An 18,453-nucleotide genomic window follows, 5' to 3' on the forward strand; every position below is an offset into this window, starting at 1 on the left:
AGCGGTATGTGCGCGATTTACGCACCAAAGACAAGAAAAACGGGGCGAATCCGCATATGTTGGATGCCATGGACACACGCCTGCTGTCTGCGCTGCAAAAGAACGCGCACCTGACGGCACATCAGCTGGGTGAAATGCTGAACCTGTCAGCCAGTCAGGCAGGGCGCCGCCGACAAAGGCTGGAGGCGGAAGGATACATCACCGGCTACGCCGCTCGCCTGGACCCGTTGAAACTGGGACTGCACGTGCAGGGTTTCGTCCAGGTCCATCTGGGCACGCACGGCCCCGAACAATCTGCCAGCTTTGCCCGCATGATCGACGCCCGCCCCGAGATAACAAGCGCCTGGACGATGACAGGAGAGGCAGATTATCTGTTGCACATATTCTGTGATGACCTTTCCGCGCTCAACCGCTTGCTTCATCAGGTGATACTGCCGCATCCTGCCGTTGCGAGGGTGCAAAGCCAAATTGTAATGGATCAACTCAAGCGCGACGCACCCCTTCCGACCTGACCGGGACACGAGGACAAACATGGACGATTTCCTTTACCAGGCAACGATCTATCTGGCGGCGGCAGTTATTGCGGTGCCTTTATCAGCGCGTCTGGGGTTGGGTTCTGTACTGGGGTATCTGGCGGCCGGTATCGTGATCGGGCCCATTCTGGGGCTGGTCGGTGCTGAAACCGAAAGCCTGCAGCATGTAGCCGAGTTCGGCGTCGTCATGATGCTGTTTCTGATCGGGCTGGAACTTGAACCGCGCGCCCTTTGGGATATGCGCGACAAGCTATTGGGGCTGGGCGGGCTTCAGGTCGCAATGTCGACGGCGGTGATCGCCGGTGTTTCAATATACGCAAACCACCCGTGGACCGTGGCATTGGCGGTTGGTCTGACCCTTTCGCTGTCGTCAACGGCTATCGTTTTGCAGACCTTGTCGGAAAAGGGGCTGATGCAGACCAATGGCGGGCGGGCCACATTCTCGGTTCTGCTGACACAGGATATTGCGGTCATTCCGATCCTTGCGATGCTGCCGTTGCTGGCCCTTCCGCGCGTTCCGCACCTTGAAGGCGACGGCTCTATCGACCGTGGCAATGTCGATGCGCATGGCGCGGCCCATCACAGCCTGTCCTTGGTCGAGGGCTTGCCGGGCTGGGCGGTCACGCTGGTCACGCTCGGCGCCGTTGCTTTCGTCATTCTGGCGGGTGTCTACCTGACCCGTCCCCTGTTCAGATTCATTCACGCCACCCGCCTGCGAGAAATGTATACCGCACTGGCCCTTATGATCGTTGTGGGAATCTCATTCCTGATGACGCTGGTTGGCCTGTCGCCCGCTTTGGGCGCATTTCTGGCCGGCGTGGTTCTGGCCAGTTCGGAATTCAGGCACGAGATGGAAAGCGATCTGGAGCCGTTCAAAGGTCTGTTTCTGGGGCTGTTCTTCATTACAGTCGGTGCCGGGATCAACGTGGGCTATTTCTTCAACGATCCCTTTGACCTGATCGGGCTAGCGCTTCTGGTGATCCTGGTCAAAGGGATCATCCTTTTTATCGTCGGACGTGCCTTCAAGCTTCGCGGGCGCGATCACTGGCTGTTCACTCTGGGTCTGGCCCAGGCGGGTGAATTTGGTTTTGTCCTGCTGGCCTTTTCCACGCAGCAGAATGTCATCCCCACCGATCTTTCCCAGAAACTGCTGATGATCATCGCGCTGACGATGCTGATTACACCGCTGCTGTTCATCATCTACGATCAACTGTCGCGCCGCATCGGCGATGTGCGCCCGCAGCCGGAACCGGACGAGATTGACGAAAAAGGCCCGGTAATCATCGCGGGCATAGGCCGCTTTGGCCAAATCGTAAACCGACTGGTTCGGGCAAGTGGTTTCAAGACGGTCGTTCTGGACCACGACATCGACACGGTGCAGTTGATGCGCAGGTTCGGCGTCAAAGGGTTTTTGGGCGACCCGACCCGCCCCGAACTGCTGCGCGCGGCAGGGATCGAAAAGGCATCCGTTCTTGTCGCAGCCATGGACGATCACAAGCAGGTCACGCGGCTGGTTGGCTACGCAAGGCGACAACGCCCTGATCTGCACATCATCGCCCGTGCCTATGACCGCAACCACGTTTATGAGCTGTATCAGGCCGGTGCGAACGATATCGTCCGAGAAACCTTCGACAGCTCACTTCGCGCTGGCCGCTATGTCTTGGAGAACATCGGCCTCAGCGACTATGAGGCAGCACAGGCGGAACAGACATTCTATCATCATGACCGGATGTCGGTGCGCGAGTTGGCCGAATTGTGGATACCGGGAATGCCGACGGCCGAGAACAAGAAATACATCGAAAGATCGCGCGAGCTTCAGAAGGAGCTGGAAACCGCGCTTTTGGAGATGGCTGAAGAAAACGCCAAGAAGTCTGCCTGACCCAGGCCCCTACCCGGGTCAGAAATAGCGTTTAGCCGTCCGAGACACCGGCCTCGGCAAACGTTGCCATTCCCGAATGACAGGCGACGGCGCTTTTCAGGATGTTGATCGCAAGCGCACCACCCGACCCCTCACCAAGCCGCAGGCCCAGGTTCAACAAGGGTTCTTTGCCAAGCTGCGCTAGGACCGCGCCATGTGCGCCCTCGGCGCTCTGGTGGCCGGCAATTGTATGGTCCAGCGCCCCTTCGGTCACGTCCGCCAGACACGCAGCAGCCGCAGAGCAAATGAATCCGTCCAGAATAACCGGAATCCTCAACACACGTGCCGCCGCGATGGCACCGGCCATGGCGGCAATCTCGCGCCCACCCAGGCAGCGCAGGATATCCAGCCCGTCGCCAGCCTGACCATGCAGGGCGACACCTTCAGCGACCACCCGGGTTTTGTTGGCCAGACCCGCATCATCAACGCCGGTGCCACGCCCGGTCCATTCGGCCGCCTCGCCTCCAAACAGGGCGCAGGCAATTGCGGCCGCCGGAGTTGTGTTGCCGATCCCCATCTCGCCAACCACCAACAGATCCGCCGTTGGATCGACCGCCTGCCAGCCTGTACGCAACGCTGACAGAAGCTCTTGCTCATCCATTGCCGGAGCTTTTGAGAAATCCGCAGTTGGCGTGTCCAGATCCAGCGCGTGTACGTTCATCGTCGCACCAGCCGATTTGGCCAGTTGGTTGATCGCCGCACCGCCATGCTGAAAATTCATCACCATCTGAACGGTCACTTCAGGTGGAAATGCTGATACGCCTTGCGCCGTAACACCGTGGTTTCCGGCAAAAACGATCACTTGAGGCGCGGAAATCTGCGGCCGGGCATCCCCACGCCATCCCGCATACCAGATCGCCAGATCCTCGAGCCGACCCAGCGCGCCCGGAGGCTTGGTCAGTTGGCCGTTGCGCTCGGACGCGCCAGTTGTTGCGGTTTCGTCCGGGCCGGGTGCAGAGCTCAGCGCATTCCGGAAAGTTTTCAGGTCGGTAAGTTCGGGCAGCATCGAAAGCCTCGTTGCATCAGAGTGGTCCTGTGTGTTTAACCGAAGCATCCAGACCAACAAGACCCCGAAAGGCGCGGGAGTGCTCAAAAACGACACCAAACTCATTTCCGGCTGGGATATACCCCTGGCTTTGGTGCTTCTGACCCGCCTGCCCGTTCCCCGGCTGCCGGATCATGTATTCGCGCGTCAGGCTCAGGCTGCGTGGGCTTTCCCGATTGCAGGGCTGGCCGTCGGAATAATTGCCTGTCTGGTGGGATGGATTGCCATCTCCCTGAACGTGCCGGCCCTTGTCTCTGCCGGGTTGCTGGTGGGAGTTCTGATTGCAGCAACCGGCGCAATGCACGAAGACGGGCTGGCAGACACCGCTGACGGGCTTTGGGGTGGGTTCACCCGGGACCGGCGGCTTGAGATCATGAAAGACAGCCATATCGGCACCTATGGTGTTCTGGCACTTTTGTTTTCACAATTGATCCGGGTGTTTGCTGTGGCATCCCTGCTGACGGCCGGAGGGATCAGCGCCATCCTGACCGCATGCGTAATGTCTCGTGCGATGATGCCCGTTTTGATGGCCATCTTACCAAATGCCCGTTCATCCGGACTAAGTCACTCTGTAGGTCGCCCCCGTCCGATGAGTGCAATTGCAGGCCTGATTGTTGCTTGTGCAGTCTCTGTGGCGCTGATCGGTGGCTCTGCCTTTTTCCCGGCACTTTGCGCGGCGCTGATCGTCGGCCTGTTGGCCATCGTCGCAAAGGCAAAAATCGGCGGCCAGACCGGGGATATTCTGGGCGCGGCGCAGCAATTGGCCGAGATCACGATCCTTGTTGCGTTGATCACACTGCTCTAGGCGACACCGCCGGTTTCAATCCGCAACACCTCTCCGCAATGTTTGCAATGCACGGCATCCGGGTCGTGCCGATAAAGTCCACAGCTTCGGCATTTATGCCTGACCTTCTGGGGCATGAATATCGCCTGCGCCAGCCGCACGAAAAGTGCGACACCGACCACCATGATGAAAACCGAGAACAGCTTGCCCCACGGTGTCGACAGCGTGATGTCACCAAATCCTGTCGTCGTAAGCGTCGCCATCGTGAAATACAGCGCGTCAATATATGGCGTCTGGCTGGTTTCCGGGATGAAGTAGACCAGAACTGCCGTCGAGGTCACAAACACAAAAACCAGCAAATTGATCGCAGCAATTACTGCGTCTTCATGCGTTCGAAAAAAGGGGCTGTCGCGTCGCAGGTCGCGCAACAGATGATAGGAATGGATCAGACGTAGCGCGCGCAATATTCGAAGGAAGGCCAGACTGCCGGTGAGGAACGGATCCAGGATCAATGACAGGATCACGACGATATCGGCCAGCGTGTAGATCTTGCGCAGCAGCCTTTTGCGATCCTTCGAAATCCATAGCCGCGCCGAAAAATCCATAAGGATGATCAGGCCCACAATCATACTGACCAGAGTGATGCCGGGCCCATGACCGCCATGTGCGGTCGCGACAAAGAAGATGATCGTAGCAGCATCAAACAGGATCAAGGTATACCTGAACCGCACCGATATCGGGTCTTTTCCGATATAGAGGAACTTTATCGCTTGCTTTACCTTCACTGCCTATCCCCCTTTGTTCAGGGCAAAATTACCCTCAAACCCACCGGGGACCAAGCAGCAGAATAAAAAAAGGCCGCCCCCGATGAGGGACGGCCCGAAACCAGGTAGCCGATTGAGATCAGGCGGCACGCGACATCAGAACCTCGTCGACTTGCTTGGCAGCCGAAATCTCTCCATGCCCGGATACTGCGGCGACTTCGCGCGTCAGACGCTCAAGCGCGGCTTCGTAAAGCTGCCGCTCGGAATAGCTCTGCTCGCGCTGGTCATCGGTACGGTGCAGGTCACGAACCACTTCGGCGATCGAAATCAGATCGCCCGAGTTGATCTTTTGTTCGTATTCCTGCGCCCGGCGTGACCACATGGCGCGTTTGACTTTGGCTTTACCCTTAAGCGTCTTCATCGCCTGACTGATCACGTCCGGCGAACTCAGCGAGCGCAGACCGGATTCGGTGACCTTGTTGGTCGGAACCCGCAGGGTCATCTTGTCTTTCTCGAATGAGATCACGAACAGCTCGAGCGAAAACCCCGCAACGTCCTGCTCTTCGATCGAGATGATCTGACCCACGCCGTGCGCAGGGTAGACAACGTAATCGTTAGGGCGGAACTCAAGCTTTTTCGATTTTGACATTCACTTTTTTCCTTCGTTGCGGACCGGGGTACAGACAACAAAAACACCACCACAGGGCACATCTAAGCCCCGTCTGGCGGCGGTTGTGTTGAAAACTCAGAACTCCAAAGCAAGCATACTTACGGAGCGCACCCCAATCTCGATCATCATGTAGGGAGGTAGTATACCACAAAAAAGTGGCATCTGAAAGCTTACGCCGGGGAAATTTCGAAAAGCTGCTTGGGAATCAGAAGGATATCCCTCAATCTTTTCAGTTTCCCACCAGATTCCAGGACGAATCGTTTAACCGCCCTCACCCGGCGCTTCGGAGAAGTACTTCTCCATCTTGCCTTCTTCCCCATCACGTTCTTCCGCGTCTGGCAGGGGATCTTTCTTGGTCACGATCACCGGCCACTGCTCGGAGTATTTGCGGTTGAACTCGACCCATTCTTCCATACCCGGCTCGGTATCGGGGCGAATGGCGTCGGCGGGGCATTCCGGTTCGCACACGCCGCAGTCGATGCATTCATCTGGGTGGATGACCAGTGTGTTCTCGCCCTCGTAGAAACAGTCCACCGGGCACACTTCGACACAGTCGGTGTATTTGCAGGCGATGCAGTTCTCGGTGACAACATAGGTCATGGCGGCGTTCCCGTTTGCGGTTTGGGCGTCTAGCTAATTCAGTATGGCTTGCTCTTCAAGTGAGGATCAGCATTCCGGAGGTCGAGAAAGATCAAGTGCGCGCCGATCCTTCTTGGTTGGACGACCTTTTCCTTCAAAACCCGGATTACGCGGTGGTGCGTTCTGCTTTTCGGTCATGTCCGAGTACAGCGTTTGCGCCTCGGGTGCCGGTCCCCGCCGTTCGCCCAGTTTTTCAACACGAACGACGCGCACGATACGCCCCTGAGTGAACGTCAGAACGTCGCCGGGGCCGACCGCATGCGCCGGTTTCACCACACGGTTTCCGTTTACCCGCGCGTGTCCGCCGCTGACCTGTTTGGCGGCCAGGCTGCGGGTCTTGAAGAACCGCGCCTGCCACAGCCATTTGTCAATCCGCAGCCGGGCCTCGGCCATCTCGGGTCAGTTGCCGTCCTTCAAACCCATCAGCGCAGCTGCAAACGGGTTGTCAGGATCGATCGCCTTTTCCTTTTTCGGAGGACGGGAGGAGAAAGTCTTGGAGCCTTGCGGCTTGCCGCCTTTCTTTCCGTGTGGTTTTCCACGGCCTTCCTGCGGTTTGCCACGCGGCTTGCCCTTGCCTTGCCCCTGCTCGCGGCGCGGGCCACGGTTCGGCTGCCGCTGACGACCCCAGGTGAAGGTGTAGAATACTTCGACCTCCGGCTCATCCGAAGCAGGTGCCTCGGCTGCCGCCTCGGTGCTTGTCGCGGCCTCGGCAGGCGCCTCGGCGGGTGCTGCGACCTCTTCGGTTGCCTCTTGGGGTGCGGACACTTCTTCGGCGACAGGTTGCTCGGCTGCATCCGTCGAAGGAAGTTCTGTTTCGACAGCCGCCGGTTTGACCTTCTCACGTTCGCCACGCTCGGCCTTGTAGCCCAGCCCCTGCATCAGATCAGCGAACTGTTCAAGCGTCATACCGGTAATCGAGAGCATGTCGGGTTTGGCTTCGAACCCACCGCGGCTGTCTTCTGCACGCAGCATGTCGGCCAGACGCTCCAGCATGTCGATACGGATCGAACGCTCGCCGGCATCCCTGTATCCGCACATCGTGTCGTACCCCTCGGGCGCGCCCTTGGCGACAGGCACGGTGACCAGACCCGGAGGGGGCGCTTCGGGAAACTCCTGCAATCCGCTGGACAGGGCCCACAAAACCAGTCGCAGACGCGTCGGTGCGGGTTTCAGCAGAAGCGGCATGAAGATTGTGAACTGTCCAAACCGAATGCCGTGCTTGCGCAGCGCGCCACGGGCGTCCTGATCCAGATCCTTAACCTCTTGCGCGACGCCGGTACGGGGCAGCACACCCAAGGCTTCGACCATTCGGAAGGCAAACCCCTTGGCCAGGCCTGACAGCTCTTCGTCGCGCGACAGGTTCAGCAGCGGTTCAAACAGCGCCGCGACCTTGCGGTCGATGAAGTGCTGCAAACGACGCTGAACCTTCTGCTCCACATCCGGCCCCGCAGCCTCATCCACAAAAACCTCGACGACCGGCTTGAGAGGCTCCGCCCCGGCAACCAGTTTGCCAACGGCGTATTCGCCCCACATCAGGCCGCCCTGATCTGTGTAATCAATTTCAGTATCGGGCGCGTTGTAGAAGCGGTCGGCACGCAGATGGAATTGCGGCGCGAGAGCTTGCAGGGACGCCGATTTCAGAGCTTTCGCCTCGGTTCCTTGCGCGCTTTTGTCCGGGATAAACCGGAACCCTTCCAGACGACCGACAAATTCGCCTTCGACGGTCACTTCACCCTTGTCATTTACTTCGGCCAAAAGGGCCTCCTTCTGTTTGAGCCGGCGCAACAAAACGGATGTGCGCCGGTCCACAAATCTTTGAGTCAAACGTTCGTGAAGAGCGTCCGACAGCCTGTCTTCTACAGTGCGCGTTTCCTCGCGCCAATGGGATTCGTCACGTACCCAACCGTTTCGTTGCGCAACATATGTCCATGTGCGAATATATGCCAACCTTTTGGACAACGCATCAATATCTCCGTCGGTTCGGTCGATCCGGCGGATTTGCCGCGCCAGAAAGTCATCCGGGATCGTTCCACGCTCGTGCAGGTAGTTGTAGATCACCTCCAACAGACTTGCGTGCTCGGCATGACTGATGCCACGAAAGTCTGGAATTCGGCAGACATCCCACAGCAAACGGATCGACGGACCGTCGCTGGCGCGCGCCGCGACCTCGGTCACTTGCGAGAGAGATTTCAGCACGTTCAGATCATCGGCTGGCCGCGCCTTGATGAGGTGTTCGTAGTCTGGGCTGACCTCAAGCGAGTCGATCAGCGCCTCGATCGAGCCGAACCGCAAGGCGGCGTTCCGCCAGTTCAGCTTTTTCATTGGCGTGAAACGGCTGTCCATGATCGCCTGCGCCACGCCATCATCCAAAGGCGGGGCCTCACCCGTTACGCCGAACGTGCCGTCGGACATGCCGCGCCCTGCCCGGCCAGCGATCTGGGCCAGTTCGTTGGGCGCCAGAGGTCGCATCCTGCGACCGTCGAACTTGGTCAGGGACGAAAACGCCACATGATCCACATCCAGGTTCAGACCCATTCCGATGGCATCAGTGGCGACCAGATAGTCAACCTCGCCATTCTGGTATAGCTCGACCTGTGCGTTGCGTGTACGCGGGCTGAGCGCCCCCATAACAACCGCTGCACCACCCTTTTGACGGCGCAGAAGTTCGGCGATCGCATAGACGCTGTCGACCGAGAACCCGACGATGGCACTGCGCGGAGACATTCGGCTGATCTTTTTCGAGCCGGAGTAGACAAGCTGCGACATCCGCTCGCGGCGGGTGAACTGTGCTTCGGGCACCAGCGCAGCGATGGGACCCCGCATCGTATCTGACCCTAGAAACAGCGTCTCACTGGTCCCGCGCGCGCGCAGCAGGCGGTCCGTGAACACATGGCCACGCTCGGGATCGGCGCAGAGCTGGATCTCATCAATGGCCACAAAATCCGCGCCCATGCCTTCGGGCATCGCCTCGACCGTGCAGACCCAATATTGCGCACGCGGTGGCACGATCCGTTCCTCGCCCGTGACTAGGGCCACGACGGAGGGTCCACGGACGGCTACGATCTTGTCATAGACCTCGCGTGCCAGCAGACGCAGCGGAAGACCGATCACACCAGTCCTGTGTCCCAGCATCCGCTCGATCGCGTAATGGGTTTTACCTGTGTTTGTCGGGCCAAGAACGGCCACGATTCGGGATGACCCGTTCACCTTTGCCCCCTGCCCCGGACCTTACAGCGCCTTGCCTTCGATCTGAGGCTTTAGACGATTCACTGCATTGGTTACTTCTTCGTGATGGGGATGTATAGACAAAGCGCGGGAATAGGCCTCGTACGCTTTTTCCGGCTGATCCAGCATCTCGAAGATCAGACCCAAGCCATAGATGGCCTCGTATTGGTTCGGGTTCAAGGATAGGGCATGTTCCAGATCAGCCGCCGCCATGCCAAAGCGTTCGATACCGAAAAACGCCGATGCCCGGGCGTGCCAGCCTTCGGCGAACTGCGGTGCGTGGTCGGTTAAAGCCGTCAGATGTTCAATCGCCGCCTTGACGTCTCCGTCCTCAAGCGCCTCGCGCCCGCGTTCCAGCAACAGATCGGCCGAGGCCGAGCCAGATTGCGACCAGAGCGACTGCAACTGACGGTCAATGCTGATCGCCTGCCGGGGCGTGGACTGTGCCAGTTGCTCCAACAGCACGGATTCGTCCTTGGAGTCGGCTTGCTGGGCCGCACCAATGGTGGAAAACACCATCAGTGTTGCAAGTGCCGCGACGATACCTTTGAGATTGTGGTTTGCAATGCTCATAACATTGTTCAGTGTAGCGTTGCGACCGGGGATGTCCATTCTCGGCGCATAAACAAAATGAGGAAGATCATGAGCGAGATTCTTGAAAAGGCCGCAGCCGCGCTGAATGAAAAACTGGCCGGCGGGGCTTTTGATGCTTCGGCCAAATTCGCCATCGCAGATCTGGGTTCAATCGTTCTGGATGCAGACGGCGCGCGTGTCAGCGACGAAGACGCCGACGTGACCCTGAGCGCGGATGCTGATACATTCGAGCAGATCCTCAGCGGTGACCTGAACCCGACCGGCGCGTTCATGTCCGGCAAGCTGAGCGTGGACGGAGACATGGGGATTGCCATGAAACTTGCCTCGGTGCTGGCCTGATGGATTTTTCGCCGGCCCCTTTGTTTGAAGCTGTGGCCGGCGCTCCTGCCGTTGGCAAAGCCCATTGGCTGGAAACTTCGGATGCCAAACGCATCCGTGTCGCGCATTGGGTGCCTGAAGACAGTGCAAACGGTACTGTGCTGATGTTTCCGGGACGCACGGAATATATCGAAAAATACGGAAACGCGGCCGGAGAGTTCACAAAACGGCACTTTGCCTTCCTGGCGATAGACTGGCGCGGTCAGGGTCTGGCGGATCGCCTTCTGGACGACCCCCGGATCGGACATGTCGCGAAATTTCCGGATTACCAGAAGGACGTCCGCGCCGTTCTGCACATGGCAACAGAACTGAACCTGCCAAAGCCCTGGTACGTGATCGGCCATTCAATGGGCGGTGCCATAGCGTTGCGGGCGATTATCGAGCAGAACTGCTTTGCGGCCTGTGCCTTCACCGGGCCAATGTGGGGCATTTACTTTTCCACAATCATGCGGCCGATCAGCTGGATGACGGCCTATTGGGGGCCGAAATTCGGACTGGGCGAGAAAACGCCTCCGACCACGACATTGGACAGCTATGTCACCATTCAGCCCTTCGAAGACAATATGCTGACCCGCGATCCGGATATGTACCGGATGATGCAGGATCAACTGGCTGCGCATCCGGAAATGGCGCTTGGGGCGCCGTCGACAATCTGGCTGCGCGAGGCGCTGACGGAATGTGATTGGCTGATGAAACAGCCTGCGCCGGATGTACCATGCCTGACGTATCTGGGCGGAAACGAACGGATCGTGGATCGTGATGCCATTCGGGCCCGAATGGCCAACTGGCCCAAAGGCAAGCTGATTGAAGTTCCCGAGGGCGAACATGAGGTCATGATGGAATCACCCGAAGTTCGGGGACCGGTCTTTGATCAACTTGCCGCGCATTTCAGGGCCAGCCAGCCAAACGCCGCACCTAATGCGGCTTTGCAGAGTTAATCGCCGATCCGTCACTCTGGCCGCTTGTGATCCCTGCCGCCCGCGCCTAGATGTTTCCGAAAGCAGAACATCGAGGTGATCCATGCGCGACCTTCCCTTTCCCGTCCGTGACGCAAACGCTGTCGGCGGGGGCGACAATCTTGGCAACTTGCCGGAATGGGATCTGAGTGATCTGTACAAGGCGGAAGACGCACCCGAGATTGGCCGTGATCTTGAGTGGCTGGAGAAAGAATGCGCCTCCTTTGCCTCGGACTACGAAGGCAAACTGGCTGATCTGGACGCGGGTGAGCTGCTGCAATGCGTGCATCGAAACGAAAAGATCAATGCAATCGCCGGCCGCATCATGTCCTTTGCCGGTCTGCGCTACTATCAGCTGACCACGGATGCCGAGCGAGCCAAGTTCCTGTCGGACATGCAGGAAAAGATAACAATCTTTACGACACCGCTGGTATTCTTCACGCTGGAAATCAACCGCATCGATGACACCGTGCTGCGTGCCCATTTTGATGAAAACCCGGATCTGGGGCGTTACGAGCCGGTTTTCCGCCGTATTCGCGCGATGAAGCCCTATCAGCTGTCCGACGAGCTGGAAAAATTCCTGCACGATCTGGGCGTTGTCGGAGATGCATGGGAGCGCTTGTTTGACGAGACGATTGCCGGCCTCACATTCACCGTGGATGGCGAAGAGCTGAATATCGAAGGCACCCTGAACCTGCTGACCGAACAGGACCGCAGCAAACGCGAGGCTGCGGCACGGGAATTGGCTTCGGTGTTTCAGGAGAATGTCAAAACCTTCGCCCGGGTTCACAACACGCAGGCCAAGGAAAAGGAAATCGTCGACCGCTGGCGCAAAATGCCCACCGCGCAAACCGGGCGTCATTTGTCGAACGATGTCGAGCCTGAGGTTGTCGATGCCCTTCGCGAAGCGGTGGTCGCCGCCTATCCCAAGCTGAGCCACCGCTACTACGAACTGAAACGCAAGTGGCTGGGCCTGGACGTAATGCAGGTTTGGGACCGCAACGCACCCCTGCCGATGGAGGACACGCGCATCGTTAACTGGGCCGAAGCCGAAAAAACGGTGATGGACGCTTACAACGCGTTTGACCCACGCATGGGTGAGATTGCAGCACCGTTCTTCTCAAAAGGCTGGATCGATGCCGCCGTGAAACCGGGCAAAGCCCCCGGCGCCTTTGCCCACCCAACAGTCACCGAGGTGCATCCTTACGTAATGCTCAACTATCTGGGCAAACCGCGCGACGTGATGACACTGGCGCATGAACTGGGCCATGGCGTACATCAGGTGCTGGCCGCAGGTCAGGGCGAAATGCTATCGTCAACACCTCTGACCCTGGCCGAGACCGCTTCGGTGTTCGGCGAGATGCTGACCTTCCGCAAGATGCTGGATCAGGCCGAAACGCCAGAACAGCGCAAGGTGCTGCTGGCCGGTAAGGTCGAAGACATGATCAACACTGTCGTCCGCCAGATCGCCTTCTACGACTTTGAGTGCAAACTGCATGCCGCCCGCCGCGAGGGCGAACTGACACCGGACGACATCAACGCCCTTTGGATGAGCGTTCAGGCCGAAAGCCTTGGGCCCGCGTTCGAATTCATGGAGGGGTACGAGACCTTCTGGGCCTATATCCCACACTTCGTCCACTCACCGTTCTACGTCTATGCATATGCGTTCGGCGACGGTTTGGTGAACGCTCTTTATTCCGTTTACGCCAGCGGCTCGGAAGGGTTCGAGGACAAGTATTTCGAAATGCTGCGTGCCGGCGGATCGAAGCACCACAAGGAACTGCTTGCACCGTTTGGCCTTGATGCCAGCGATCCGAAGTTCTGGGACAAGGGCCTGTCCATGATCTCTGGCTTCATTGACGAACTTGAGGCGATGGAGGGGTGAGCACCCAATCCACAGGGCGTTGGGCCGCATTGAAGTCGCGCCTGCGCCCTGCCATGAACCGAATTCGCCGAACCGTGCCACGGGGCTGGCGGATCATCGTGGGCATCCTGCTGATACTCGGCGGTGTTCTTGGGTTTCTTCCCATTCTAGGCTTCTGGATGATCCCGTTGGGCATCATGGTGGCGGCAATGGACATCAACCTGTATCGGCGATGGAGGCGCAAATCTCGCTAGGTTTCCCTAGTCTTTCTCATTTGATTTGGTCGTGAGGAATATGGCCAGGACGATCAGCGCAGCGCCTATTGCAGCCAGCGGCGTGATGGCCGCCCCCAGAAACAGTGCTGAGTTGATGAAGGTGAACACCACAGAAGCGGCGAACATCAAAGTGGCCGTGAGGGTCGAAACCCGCGCTGCCGCTTCGTACCAAAGGTAGTAAGCCAACGCCGTTGGCAACACACCAAGAAGTACCAGAAAAACAACATCGTTTGCTGTCGGCATCTGAATTCCGAACAGGGAAAGCGGCAACAGAATAACGCCGGAACAGATGAATATCCCAAACAGGAAATTCAAACGTTCGGGCGTGGATTCAGAGGCTCTCATAGCCCGGCTGCTGGAAATCAGGAACACGGCCCAGCTTAGGCCAGCACCGATTTCCATCACATCGCCAAGCAGAGGCTCTCCGCCACCTTTGAAATCCTGGTAGACCGTCAGAAACACGCCAAAGATCGCCAATACCGTCGCGAGGACTTCGGTCCGGCCAACTGGTGTGTCCGCGAAAAAGTAGAGAAACACCAGAACGAAGAAGGGCGCTGTGTTTTCCAGCACCATCGCGTTGGCCGCGCCTGTATGCTCCAATCCGATGTGGAACAGAATGTAGTTCACCACCGTCGACAACACAGCCAGACGGAAATTCCAGTCCCCAAACCGGATCGAAACTGACGCCCCCATCGCACGCAACATGCAGTAGATTGCGAACGCGGCGATGAACAACCGCGTCGTGGCGATCTGCATTCCGCCCAGATCACTAGTCAGATAGCGAACGATAACGCTGTGTGTGCCCCACAAGAACGCAGCCAAAAAGCCAAGGACCAGACCGTTTTGCAGGAGGGATACGTGCTTGGCAGAGTTGTCTTGCAAGGGGCCGCTCCGCTGGAACCTACTTCAGCTGACTGTCTTTCGACCCGCGCCGATTGATGCCGCTGCGGGTTTTGAACGCCCCGTCACGTTCCTGCTGACAGTCCAGGCACAGTTTCACCCCCGGGATCGCATTGCGCCGTTTCTCGGGAATTGGCTCTTCGCATTCGGCACAATGGGTCAGGCTTTCACCCAAAGGGCGTTTTTGCGCCTGCATCCGTGCAAGCTCATCGGATATTGACGCCTCAATCTGTTCACTTACCGCGCCATCGCGCGCCCAACCACCAGCCATAGGGCACCTCCTGAATGGGTACCCGACAGGCTAACCGAGGCTCGCCATGGTAGGCAAGTGGGTGGATCAGAGTGGTACGGCCAGACTGAAAACCTGATCGATCATTTCTTGCGTTCCCCGCGAGAACTCAAGCGGGCATGGGTAGTCAGCCCCTTCCCGAACAGACCGGCAGAACGCTTCGACCTGGAGTTTGTAGTGATCATCCGCCGGGAAACGCGTGACCTGCACTTCCAGCCCCGGGCGATGCAATTCGACACGGGCCTCGCCAAAGACCCGGGCGTTGAATGGCGCTGTCAGCCGGATCACGCCGCCTTCGCCATGAAATACCATCTCCTGATGCGGGTGCATGCGGATCGAAACATAGCTGGAATATGTAAAGTCAGGGAATTGCGCCCGGATTTCCGTAAACGTGTCGATACCGTCCTGCCAGCGAATTGCCGATTGTACCGAGACAGGCTCTTGCCCCGTCGCAAAACGTGCGCCGCCGATAACGTAGACGCCAATGTCCCGCAATCCACCACCCCCCGTTTCCGCGCGATTACGGATGTTCGTCGTGTCCGCCCGGTTGTCGAAGCTGAAGGCCCCGGTCACATGTGCCAGCTTTCCGATCGCCCCGTCGGCAATCAACCTTTTCGTGAACTGCCACTGAGGGTGGTGCACGATCATATAAGCTTCGGCTGCTAACAAACCGGTCTGATTCCGTTTTCCGATCAGGGCGTCGAATTCTTCGCCCTTCATGGTCATCGGCTTTTCGCACAACACATGTTTTCCGGCATCAAGGGCTTTCAGGCTCCATTCGACATGCAGGTGATTGGGCAGCGGGATGTATACCGCGTCAATCTCAGGATCCGAGAGAAGCGCATCGTAGCTGTCATAGACCACCAGATCCGGGCAGAACTGCTGAAACGGTTCAGCTTTGGCAGGGTCTGAAGTAGCCAGCCCTGACAGTCTTGCCCCGTCTGCGGCATGAATGGCAGGTGCCATAAACTGTCGTGCGAATTTGGCGGCACCCAGAATGCCCCATTGAACCGGCTTTTGCATCGTGAACTCCGAATACTGTCCTGCTGAAATGTTGCAGCCTCGTCGCAAGGCTGGGTTCAGCCTGCGTCGGTGTACCTTTAGCAGTGAATCACACCCAAGTCAGGCAAATCCAGCCATTTTCTAAGCTGAGCAATTCGAAACCGGGTCCTGCAGCGCAGGCACGAAAAAACCGGCCGGAAAATTCCGGCCGGTCTGCTAAGGCTGTCCGGTCAGCTGTAGCTGTTTCCAAGCATGCCCTTTTCACGGGCCAGCTCGCGCATCTTTTTCTGCAGCTTCTCAAACGCCCGGACTTCGATCTGGCGAATGCGTTCGCGGCTGACATTGTACTGCGTGCTCAACTCTTCCAGAGTCACGGCCTGATCCATCAGGCGTCGCTGGGTCAGGATGTCCTTCTCACGATCATTCAGCACGTCCAGCGCAGCGCTCAGCAACTCGCGGCGCGCTTCCAACTCGTCGCGGGCTTCGTAGTCACCGGCCTGGTCGGCATCTTCATCCTCAAGCCAGTCCTGCCACTGCATGGTACCTTCGCCTTCGGACCCAACGGTCGCATTCAGCGAGGCATCCCCACCGGACATGCGGCGGTTCATGCTGATGACTTCCTCCTCGGTCACGCCCAGATCGTTGGCGATCTGCGCAACATTTTCAGGACGCAGGTCGCCTTCTTCCAGCGCACCAATGCGGGCCTTCGCCTTGCGCAGGTTGAAAAACAGCTTTTTCTGCGCCGAGGTGGTGCCCAGTTTCACCAGCGACCAAGACCGCAGGATATATTCCTGGATCGAGGCGCGGATCCACCACATCGCATAGGTCGCCAGACGGAATCCTTTTTCCGGATCAAAACGTTTCACGGCCTGCATAAGGCCCACATTCGCCTCGGAAATCACCTCGGCCTGCGGTAGGCCATAGCCGCGATAGCCCATGGCGATCTTGGCCGCCAGACGCAGATGCGATGTCACCATCTTATGCGCCGACTCGGTATCCTGTTCTTCCACCCAGCGCTTGGCCAGCATGTATTCTTCTTCCGGCTCAAGCAGGGGAAACTTGCGAATTTCCTGCATATAGCGGTTCAGGCCGCCCTCGGGCGTCGGCGCGGGGAGATTTGCGTAATTTGCCATGTTCATGTCCCTCCGACAAATGTTTAAGTATTTAACATAGGATATGGGTAAGGAACCCTGCCCATTCAAGAGGTGCTGCTAACAGTTTGAGATTAAACTTTGATAAAGGAAAGATAAGAAACTCTTACTCACAGGGGTTTGCTTATTGTGTCAGCGGCGCGCGCAGCCGTTCTATCAGGCTTTCCATATCATTCGGCAAGGACGCTTCGAACCGCAGGTTTTCGCCACTGACCGGGTGTTCAAACCCCAAAACCGCGGCATGCAGTGCCTGACGCGGAAAAGCGCGGACAGCCTCGGCCGTCGCCGGATCAAACGCGCGGGCGGCCAGTTTGCGCTTACCGCCATAGACCGGATCGCCGACCAACCCGTGGCCCGCATGTGCCATATGCACGCGAATCTGATGTGTACGACCGGTTTCCAACCAACACTCGACCAGGGACAGAGACGCGGGCGCGCCAAATGTTTCGACGACCCGGGCGCGCGTGACAGCGTGGCGGCCGCCGTGAAAGTACACGGCCTGCTTTTGCCGGTCCGTCTTGTGCCGGGCCAGTTGCGTGGTCAGGCGCATGACATTGCCCGGTTCGAAACTGACACCTTTGACGCCGCGCAGGCGTGGATCGTTGGCGTCCGGCACTCCGTAACAGATCGCGCGATAATAGCGCTCGACACTGTGCGCTTCGAACTGCGCCGCCAGACCGTGATGCGCCGCATCCGATTTGGCGACGACCAGCAACCCGCTGGTTTCCTTATCGATGCGATGCACAATGCCCGGACGCCTGACACCGCCGACGCCGGACAGATCCGTGCCGCAATGAAACAGAAGCGCGTTCACCAACGTGCCGCTGGGCGAACCCGGTGCCGGGTGAACGACCATGCCCGCAGGTTTGTTGATCACGACCAGATCCGTGTCTTCGTAAATGATGTCCAGCGGGATGTCTTCGGGGCCGATATGACTGTCTTCGGCTTGGGCAACGGTTACAACGACCTGCGCGCCTTCCGTGACTTTTGCCTTGGGATCGGCCACCACGACACCATCGACCTGCACCGCCCCCTCGTCGATCAGACGCCCCAGGCGTGTACGGGACAGGTTTTCTTCGGCTGGCACATCCCGCGCAAGCGCCTTATCAAGACGTGGCGGCGGAGCGGCCGCGATCTGAAACTCAATCTGCCGGGTGCCCATGACTGTCCCTTCCGAACCCCAAGAACCGCAGGAAACGCCCCAGCTTAAGTTGCTGCGGCGCATGGTCATGTTGCTGACCGTGGTGATGATTGGCGGGGTTCTAGTGACATTCGCGCTGATTGTCATCCGGCTATCGGACCGCACCCCCACCCTGCCCGACCAGATCGAACTGCCGGACGGCGCCAAAGCACAGGCCGTGACCATCGGAAACAACTGGTACGCGGTCGTAACGGATGACAACCGGATATTGATATTCGACAAGACAACCGGGCGGCAGAGGCAGGAAATCGTTGTCGAATAGGCG

General features: G+C 58.3%; 20 protein-coding genes. 8 read left to right on the forward strand and 12 right to left on the reverse strand.

The window, feature by feature from the left end; all coding sequences use genetic code 11:
* The first annotated feature begins 56 nt into the window (after nucleotides 1–56).
* Complete coding sequence (locus tag ACR0MI_RS15440) at nucleotides 57–512, forward strand: Lrp/AsnC family transcriptional regulator (protein WP_170616139.1); 456 nt, start codon at nucleotides 57–59, stop codon at nucleotides 510–512.
* Nucleotides 513–531: 19 nt separating this feature from the next.
* Nucleotides 532–2,412 (forward strand): monovalent cation:proton antiporter-2 (CPA2) family protein, encoded by a 1,881-nt coding sequence (locus ACR0MI_RS15445; protein ID WP_170616137.1) that lies wholly within the window; start codon nucleotides 532–534, stop codon nucleotides 2,410–2,412.
* A 31-nt stretch (nucleotides 2,413–2,443) separates the two neighbouring features.
* On the opposite strand, the gene cobT is transcribed toward ACR0MI_RS15445, so the two are convergent.
* The gene (gene cobT / locus ACR0MI_RS15450) at nucleotides 2,444–3,457 is read right to left on the reverse strand and encodes a nicotinate-nucleotide--dimethylbenzimidazole phosphoribosyltransferase (protein WP_170616135.1); all 1,014 of its coding nucleotides are present in this window, start codon (nucleotides 3,455–3,457) and stop codon (nucleotides 2,444–2,446) included.
* 79 nt (nucleotides 3,458–3,536) lie between these two features.
* Here cobT and cobS point away from each other — a divergent pair, with 79 nt between their 5' ends.
* Nucleotides 3,537–4,301 (forward strand): adenosylcobinamide-GDP ribazoletransferase, encoded by a 765-nt coding sequence (gene cobS / locus ACR0MI_RS15455; RefSeq protein WP_170817259.1) that lies wholly within the window; start codon nucleotides 3,537–3,539, stop codon nucleotides 4,299–4,301.
* On the opposite strand, the gene ACR0MI_RS15460 is transcribed toward cobS, so the two are convergent.
* From ACR0MI_RS15460 to ACR0MI_RS15485, 6 genes are all read right to left on the reverse strand, one after another.
* Nucleotides 4,298–5,065 (reverse strand): ion channel, encoded by a 768-nt coding sequence (locus tag ACR0MI_RS15460; protein WP_170619040.1) that lies wholly within the window; start codon nucleotides 5,063–5,065, stop codon nucleotides 4,298–4,300. The genes cobS and ACR0MI_RS15460 overlap by 4 nt on opposite strands.
* A gap of 118 nt (nucleotides 5,066–5,183) precedes the next feature.
* Nucleotides 5,184–5,693, reverse strand: a complete 510-nt coding sequence (locus ACR0MI_RS15465; RefSeq protein WP_170616131.1) for a CarD family transcriptional regulator — start codon at nucleotides 5,691–5,693, stop codon at nucleotides 5,184–5,186.
* Between the two features lie 282 nt (nucleotides 5,694–5,975).
* Nucleotides 5,976–6,314: a ferredoxin FdxA gene (fdxA, locus tag ACR0MI_RS15470; protein ID WP_170616129.1), complete on the reverse strand. Its 339-nt coding sequence runs from the start codon at nucleotides 6,312–6,314 to the stop codon at nucleotides 5,976–5,978.
* Between the two features lie 66 nt (nucleotides 6,315–6,380).
* On the reverse strand, nucleotides 6,381–6,746 hold the full coding sequence (locus tag ACR0MI_RS15475; protein ID WP_480854813.1) for an RNA-binding S4 domain-containing protein: 366 nt from the start codon (nucleotides 6,744–6,746) through the stop codon (nucleotides 6,381–6,383).
* Between the two features lie 6 nt (nucleotides 6,747–6,752).
* The gene (locus ACR0MI_RS15480; RefSeq protein ID WP_170619041.1) at nucleotides 6,753–9,560 is read right to left on the reverse strand and encodes a helicase-related protein; all 2,808 of its coding nucleotides are present in this window, start codon (nucleotides 9,558–9,560) and stop codon (nucleotides 6,753–6,755) included.
* A gap of 21 nt (nucleotides 9,561–9,581) precedes the next feature.
* Nucleotides 9,582–10,151, reverse strand: coding sequence for a tetratricopeptide repeat protein (locus tag ACR0MI_RS15485; protein ID WP_480440189.1), 570 nt, complete (start codon nucleotides 10,149–10,151; stop codon nucleotides 9,582–9,584).
* 69 nt (nucleotides 10,152–10,220) lie between these two features.
* On the opposite strand from ACR0MI_RS15485, the gene ACR0MI_RS15490 reads away from it, so the two are divergent.
* The 4 genes from ACR0MI_RS15490 (at nucleotide 10,221) to ACR0MI_RS15505 (ending at nucleotide 13,624) form a co-directional block, all read left to right on the forward strand.
* Nucleotides 10,221–10,511 carry an SCP2 sterol-binding domain-containing protein gene (locus ACR0MI_RS15490; protein WP_170616121.1) on the forward strand — a complete coding sequence of 97 codons (291 nt, stop codon included), beginning with the start codon at nucleotides 10,221–10,223 and terminating at the stop codon, nucleotides 10,509–10,511.
* Nucleotides 10,511–11,488: an alpha/beta fold hydrolase gene (locus ACR0MI_RS15495; RefSeq protein WP_480854815.1), complete on the forward strand. Its 978-nt coding sequence runs from the start codon at nucleotides 10,511–10,513 to the stop codon at nucleotides 11,486–11,488. The genes ACR0MI_RS15490 and ACR0MI_RS15495 overlap by 1 nt, the downstream gene beginning before the upstream one ends.
* Nucleotides 11,489–11,570: 82 nt before the next feature.
* Nucleotides 11,571–13,391, forward strand: a complete 1,821-nt coding sequence (locus tag ACR0MI_RS15500; RefSeq protein WP_170616117.1) for a M3 family oligoendopeptidase — start codon at nucleotides 11,571–11,573, stop codon at nucleotides 13,389–13,391.
* Nucleotides 13,388–13,624 carry a hypothetical protein gene (locus tag ACR0MI_RS15505; RefSeq protein ID WP_480440186.1) on the forward strand — a complete coding sequence of 79 codons (237 nt, stop codon included), beginning with the start codon at nucleotides 13,388–13,390 and terminating at the stop codon, nucleotides 13,622–13,624. The genes ACR0MI_RS15500 and ACR0MI_RS15505 overlap by 4 nt, the downstream gene beginning before the upstream one ends.
* Before the next feature lie 6 nt (nucleotides 13,625–13,630).
* Here the strand turns inward: ACR0MI_RS15505 and ACR0MI_RS15510 are convergent, their stop codons facing one another.
* The 5 genes from ACR0MI_RS15510 to ACR0MI_RS15530 form a co-directional block, all read right to left on the reverse strand.
* On the reverse strand, nucleotides 13,631–14,527 hold the full coding sequence (locus ACR0MI_RS15510) for a DMT family transporter (RefSeq protein ID WP_170616115.1): 897 nt from the start codon (nucleotides 14,525–14,527) through the stop codon (nucleotides 13,631–13,633).
* Between the two features lie 19 nt (nucleotides 14,528–14,546).
* On the reverse strand, nucleotides 14,547–14,816 hold the full coding sequence (locus ACR0MI_RS15515; RefSeq protein WP_170616113.1) for a DksA/TraR family C4-type zinc finger protein: 270 nt from the start codon (nucleotides 14,814–14,816) through the stop codon (nucleotides 14,547–14,549).
* Between the two features lie 66 nt (nucleotides 14,817–14,882).
* The gene (locus ACR0MI_RS15520; RefSeq protein WP_170616111.1) at nucleotides 14,883–15,857 is read right to left on the reverse strand and encodes a Gfo/Idh/MocA family protein; all 975 of its coding nucleotides are present in this window, start codon (nucleotides 15,855–15,857) and stop codon (nucleotides 14,883–14,885) included.
* A gap of 209 nt (nucleotides 15,858–16,066) precedes the next feature.
* Nucleotides 16,067–16,969 carry an RNA polymerase sigma factor RpoH gene (rpoH, locus tag ACR0MI_RS15525; RefSeq protein ID WP_170616109.1) on the reverse strand — a complete coding sequence of 301 codons (903 nt, stop codon included), beginning with the start codon at nucleotides 16,967–16,969 and terminating at the stop codon, nucleotides 16,067–16,069.
* Nucleotides 16,970–17,111: 142 nt separating this feature from the next.
* Complete coding sequence (locus ACR0MI_RS15530) at nucleotides 17,112–18,149, reverse strand: RluA family pseudouridine synthase (RefSeq protein WP_170616107.1); 1,038 nt, start codon at nucleotides 18,147–18,149, stop codon at nucleotides 17,112–17,114.
* Between ACR0MI_RS15530 and ACR0MI_RS15535 the strand changes: the two genes are divergently transcribed.
* Complete coding sequence (locus ACR0MI_RS15535) at nucleotides 18,148–18,450, forward strand: DUF6476 family protein (protein WP_170616105.1); 303 nt, start codon at nucleotides 18,148–18,150, stop codon at nucleotides 18,448–18,450. The genes ACR0MI_RS15530 and ACR0MI_RS15535 overlap by 2 nt on opposite strands.
* Nucleotides 18,451–18,453: the final 3 nt, after the last annotated feature.

The organism is Ruegeria sp. D4, from assembly GCF_056534475.1.

Coding starts and splice junctions, on each gene's coding strand:
- ACR0MI_RS15500 (WP_170616117.1), top strand. CDS start 11,571: ATGCGCGACCTTCCCTTTCCCGTCCGTGACGCAAACGCTGTCGGCGGG.
- ACR0MI_RS15475 (WP_480854813.1), bottom strand. CDS start 6,746: ATGGCCGAGGCCCGGCTGCGGATTGACAAATGGCTGTGGCAGGCGCGG.
- ACR0MI_RS15465 (WP_170616131.1), bottom strand. CDS start 5,693: ATGTCAAAATCGAAAAAGCTTGAGTTCCGCCCTAACGATTACGTTGTC.
- ACR0MI_RS15520 (WP_170616111.1), bottom strand. CDS start 15,857: ATGCAAAAGCCGGTTCAATGGGGCATTCTGGGTGCCGCCAAATTCGCA.
- ACR0MI_RS15445 (WP_170616137.1), top strand. CDS start 532: ATGGACGATTTCCTTTACCAGGCAACGATCTATCTGGCGGCGGCAGTT.
- ACR0MI_RS15490 (WP_170616121.1), top strand. CDS start 10,221: ATGAGCGAGATTCTTGAAAAGGCCGCAGCCGCGCTGAATGAAAAACTG.
- ACR0MI_RS15530 (WP_170616107.1), bottom strand. CDS start 18,149: ATGGGCACCCGGCAGATTGAGTTTCAGATCGCGGCCGCTCCGCCGCCA.
- rpoH (WP_170616109.1), bottom strand. CDS start 16,969: ATGGCAAATTACGCAAATCTCCCCGCGCCGACGCCCGAGGGCGGCCTG.
- ACR0MI_RS15485 (WP_480440189.1), bottom strand. CDS start 10,151: ATGAGCATTGCAAACCACAATCTCAAAGGTATCGTCGCGGCACTTGCA.
- ACR0MI_RS15515 (WP_170616113.1), bottom strand. CDS start 14,816: ATGGCTGGTGGTTGGGCGCGCGATGGCGCGGTAAGTGAACAGATTGAG.
- fdxA (WP_170616129.1), bottom strand. CDS start 6,314: ATGACCTATGTTGTCACCGAGAACTGCATCGCCTGCAAATACACCGAC.
- ACR0MI_RS15495 (WP_480854815.1), top strand. CDS start 10,511: ATGGATTTTTCGCCGGCCCCTTTGTTTGAAGCTGTGGCCGGCGCTCCT.
- cobT (WP_170616135.1), bottom strand. CDS start 3,457: ATGCTGCCCGAACTTACCGACCTGAAAACTTTCCGGAATGCGCTGAGC.
- ACR0MI_RS15440 (WP_170616139.1), top strand. CDS start 57: ATGTTGGATGCCATGGACACACGCCTGCTGTCTGCGCTGCAAAAGAAC.
- ACR0MI_RS15535 (WP_170616105.1), top strand. CDS start 18,148: ATGACTGTCCCTTCCGAACCCCAAGAACCGCAGGAAACGCCCCAGCTT.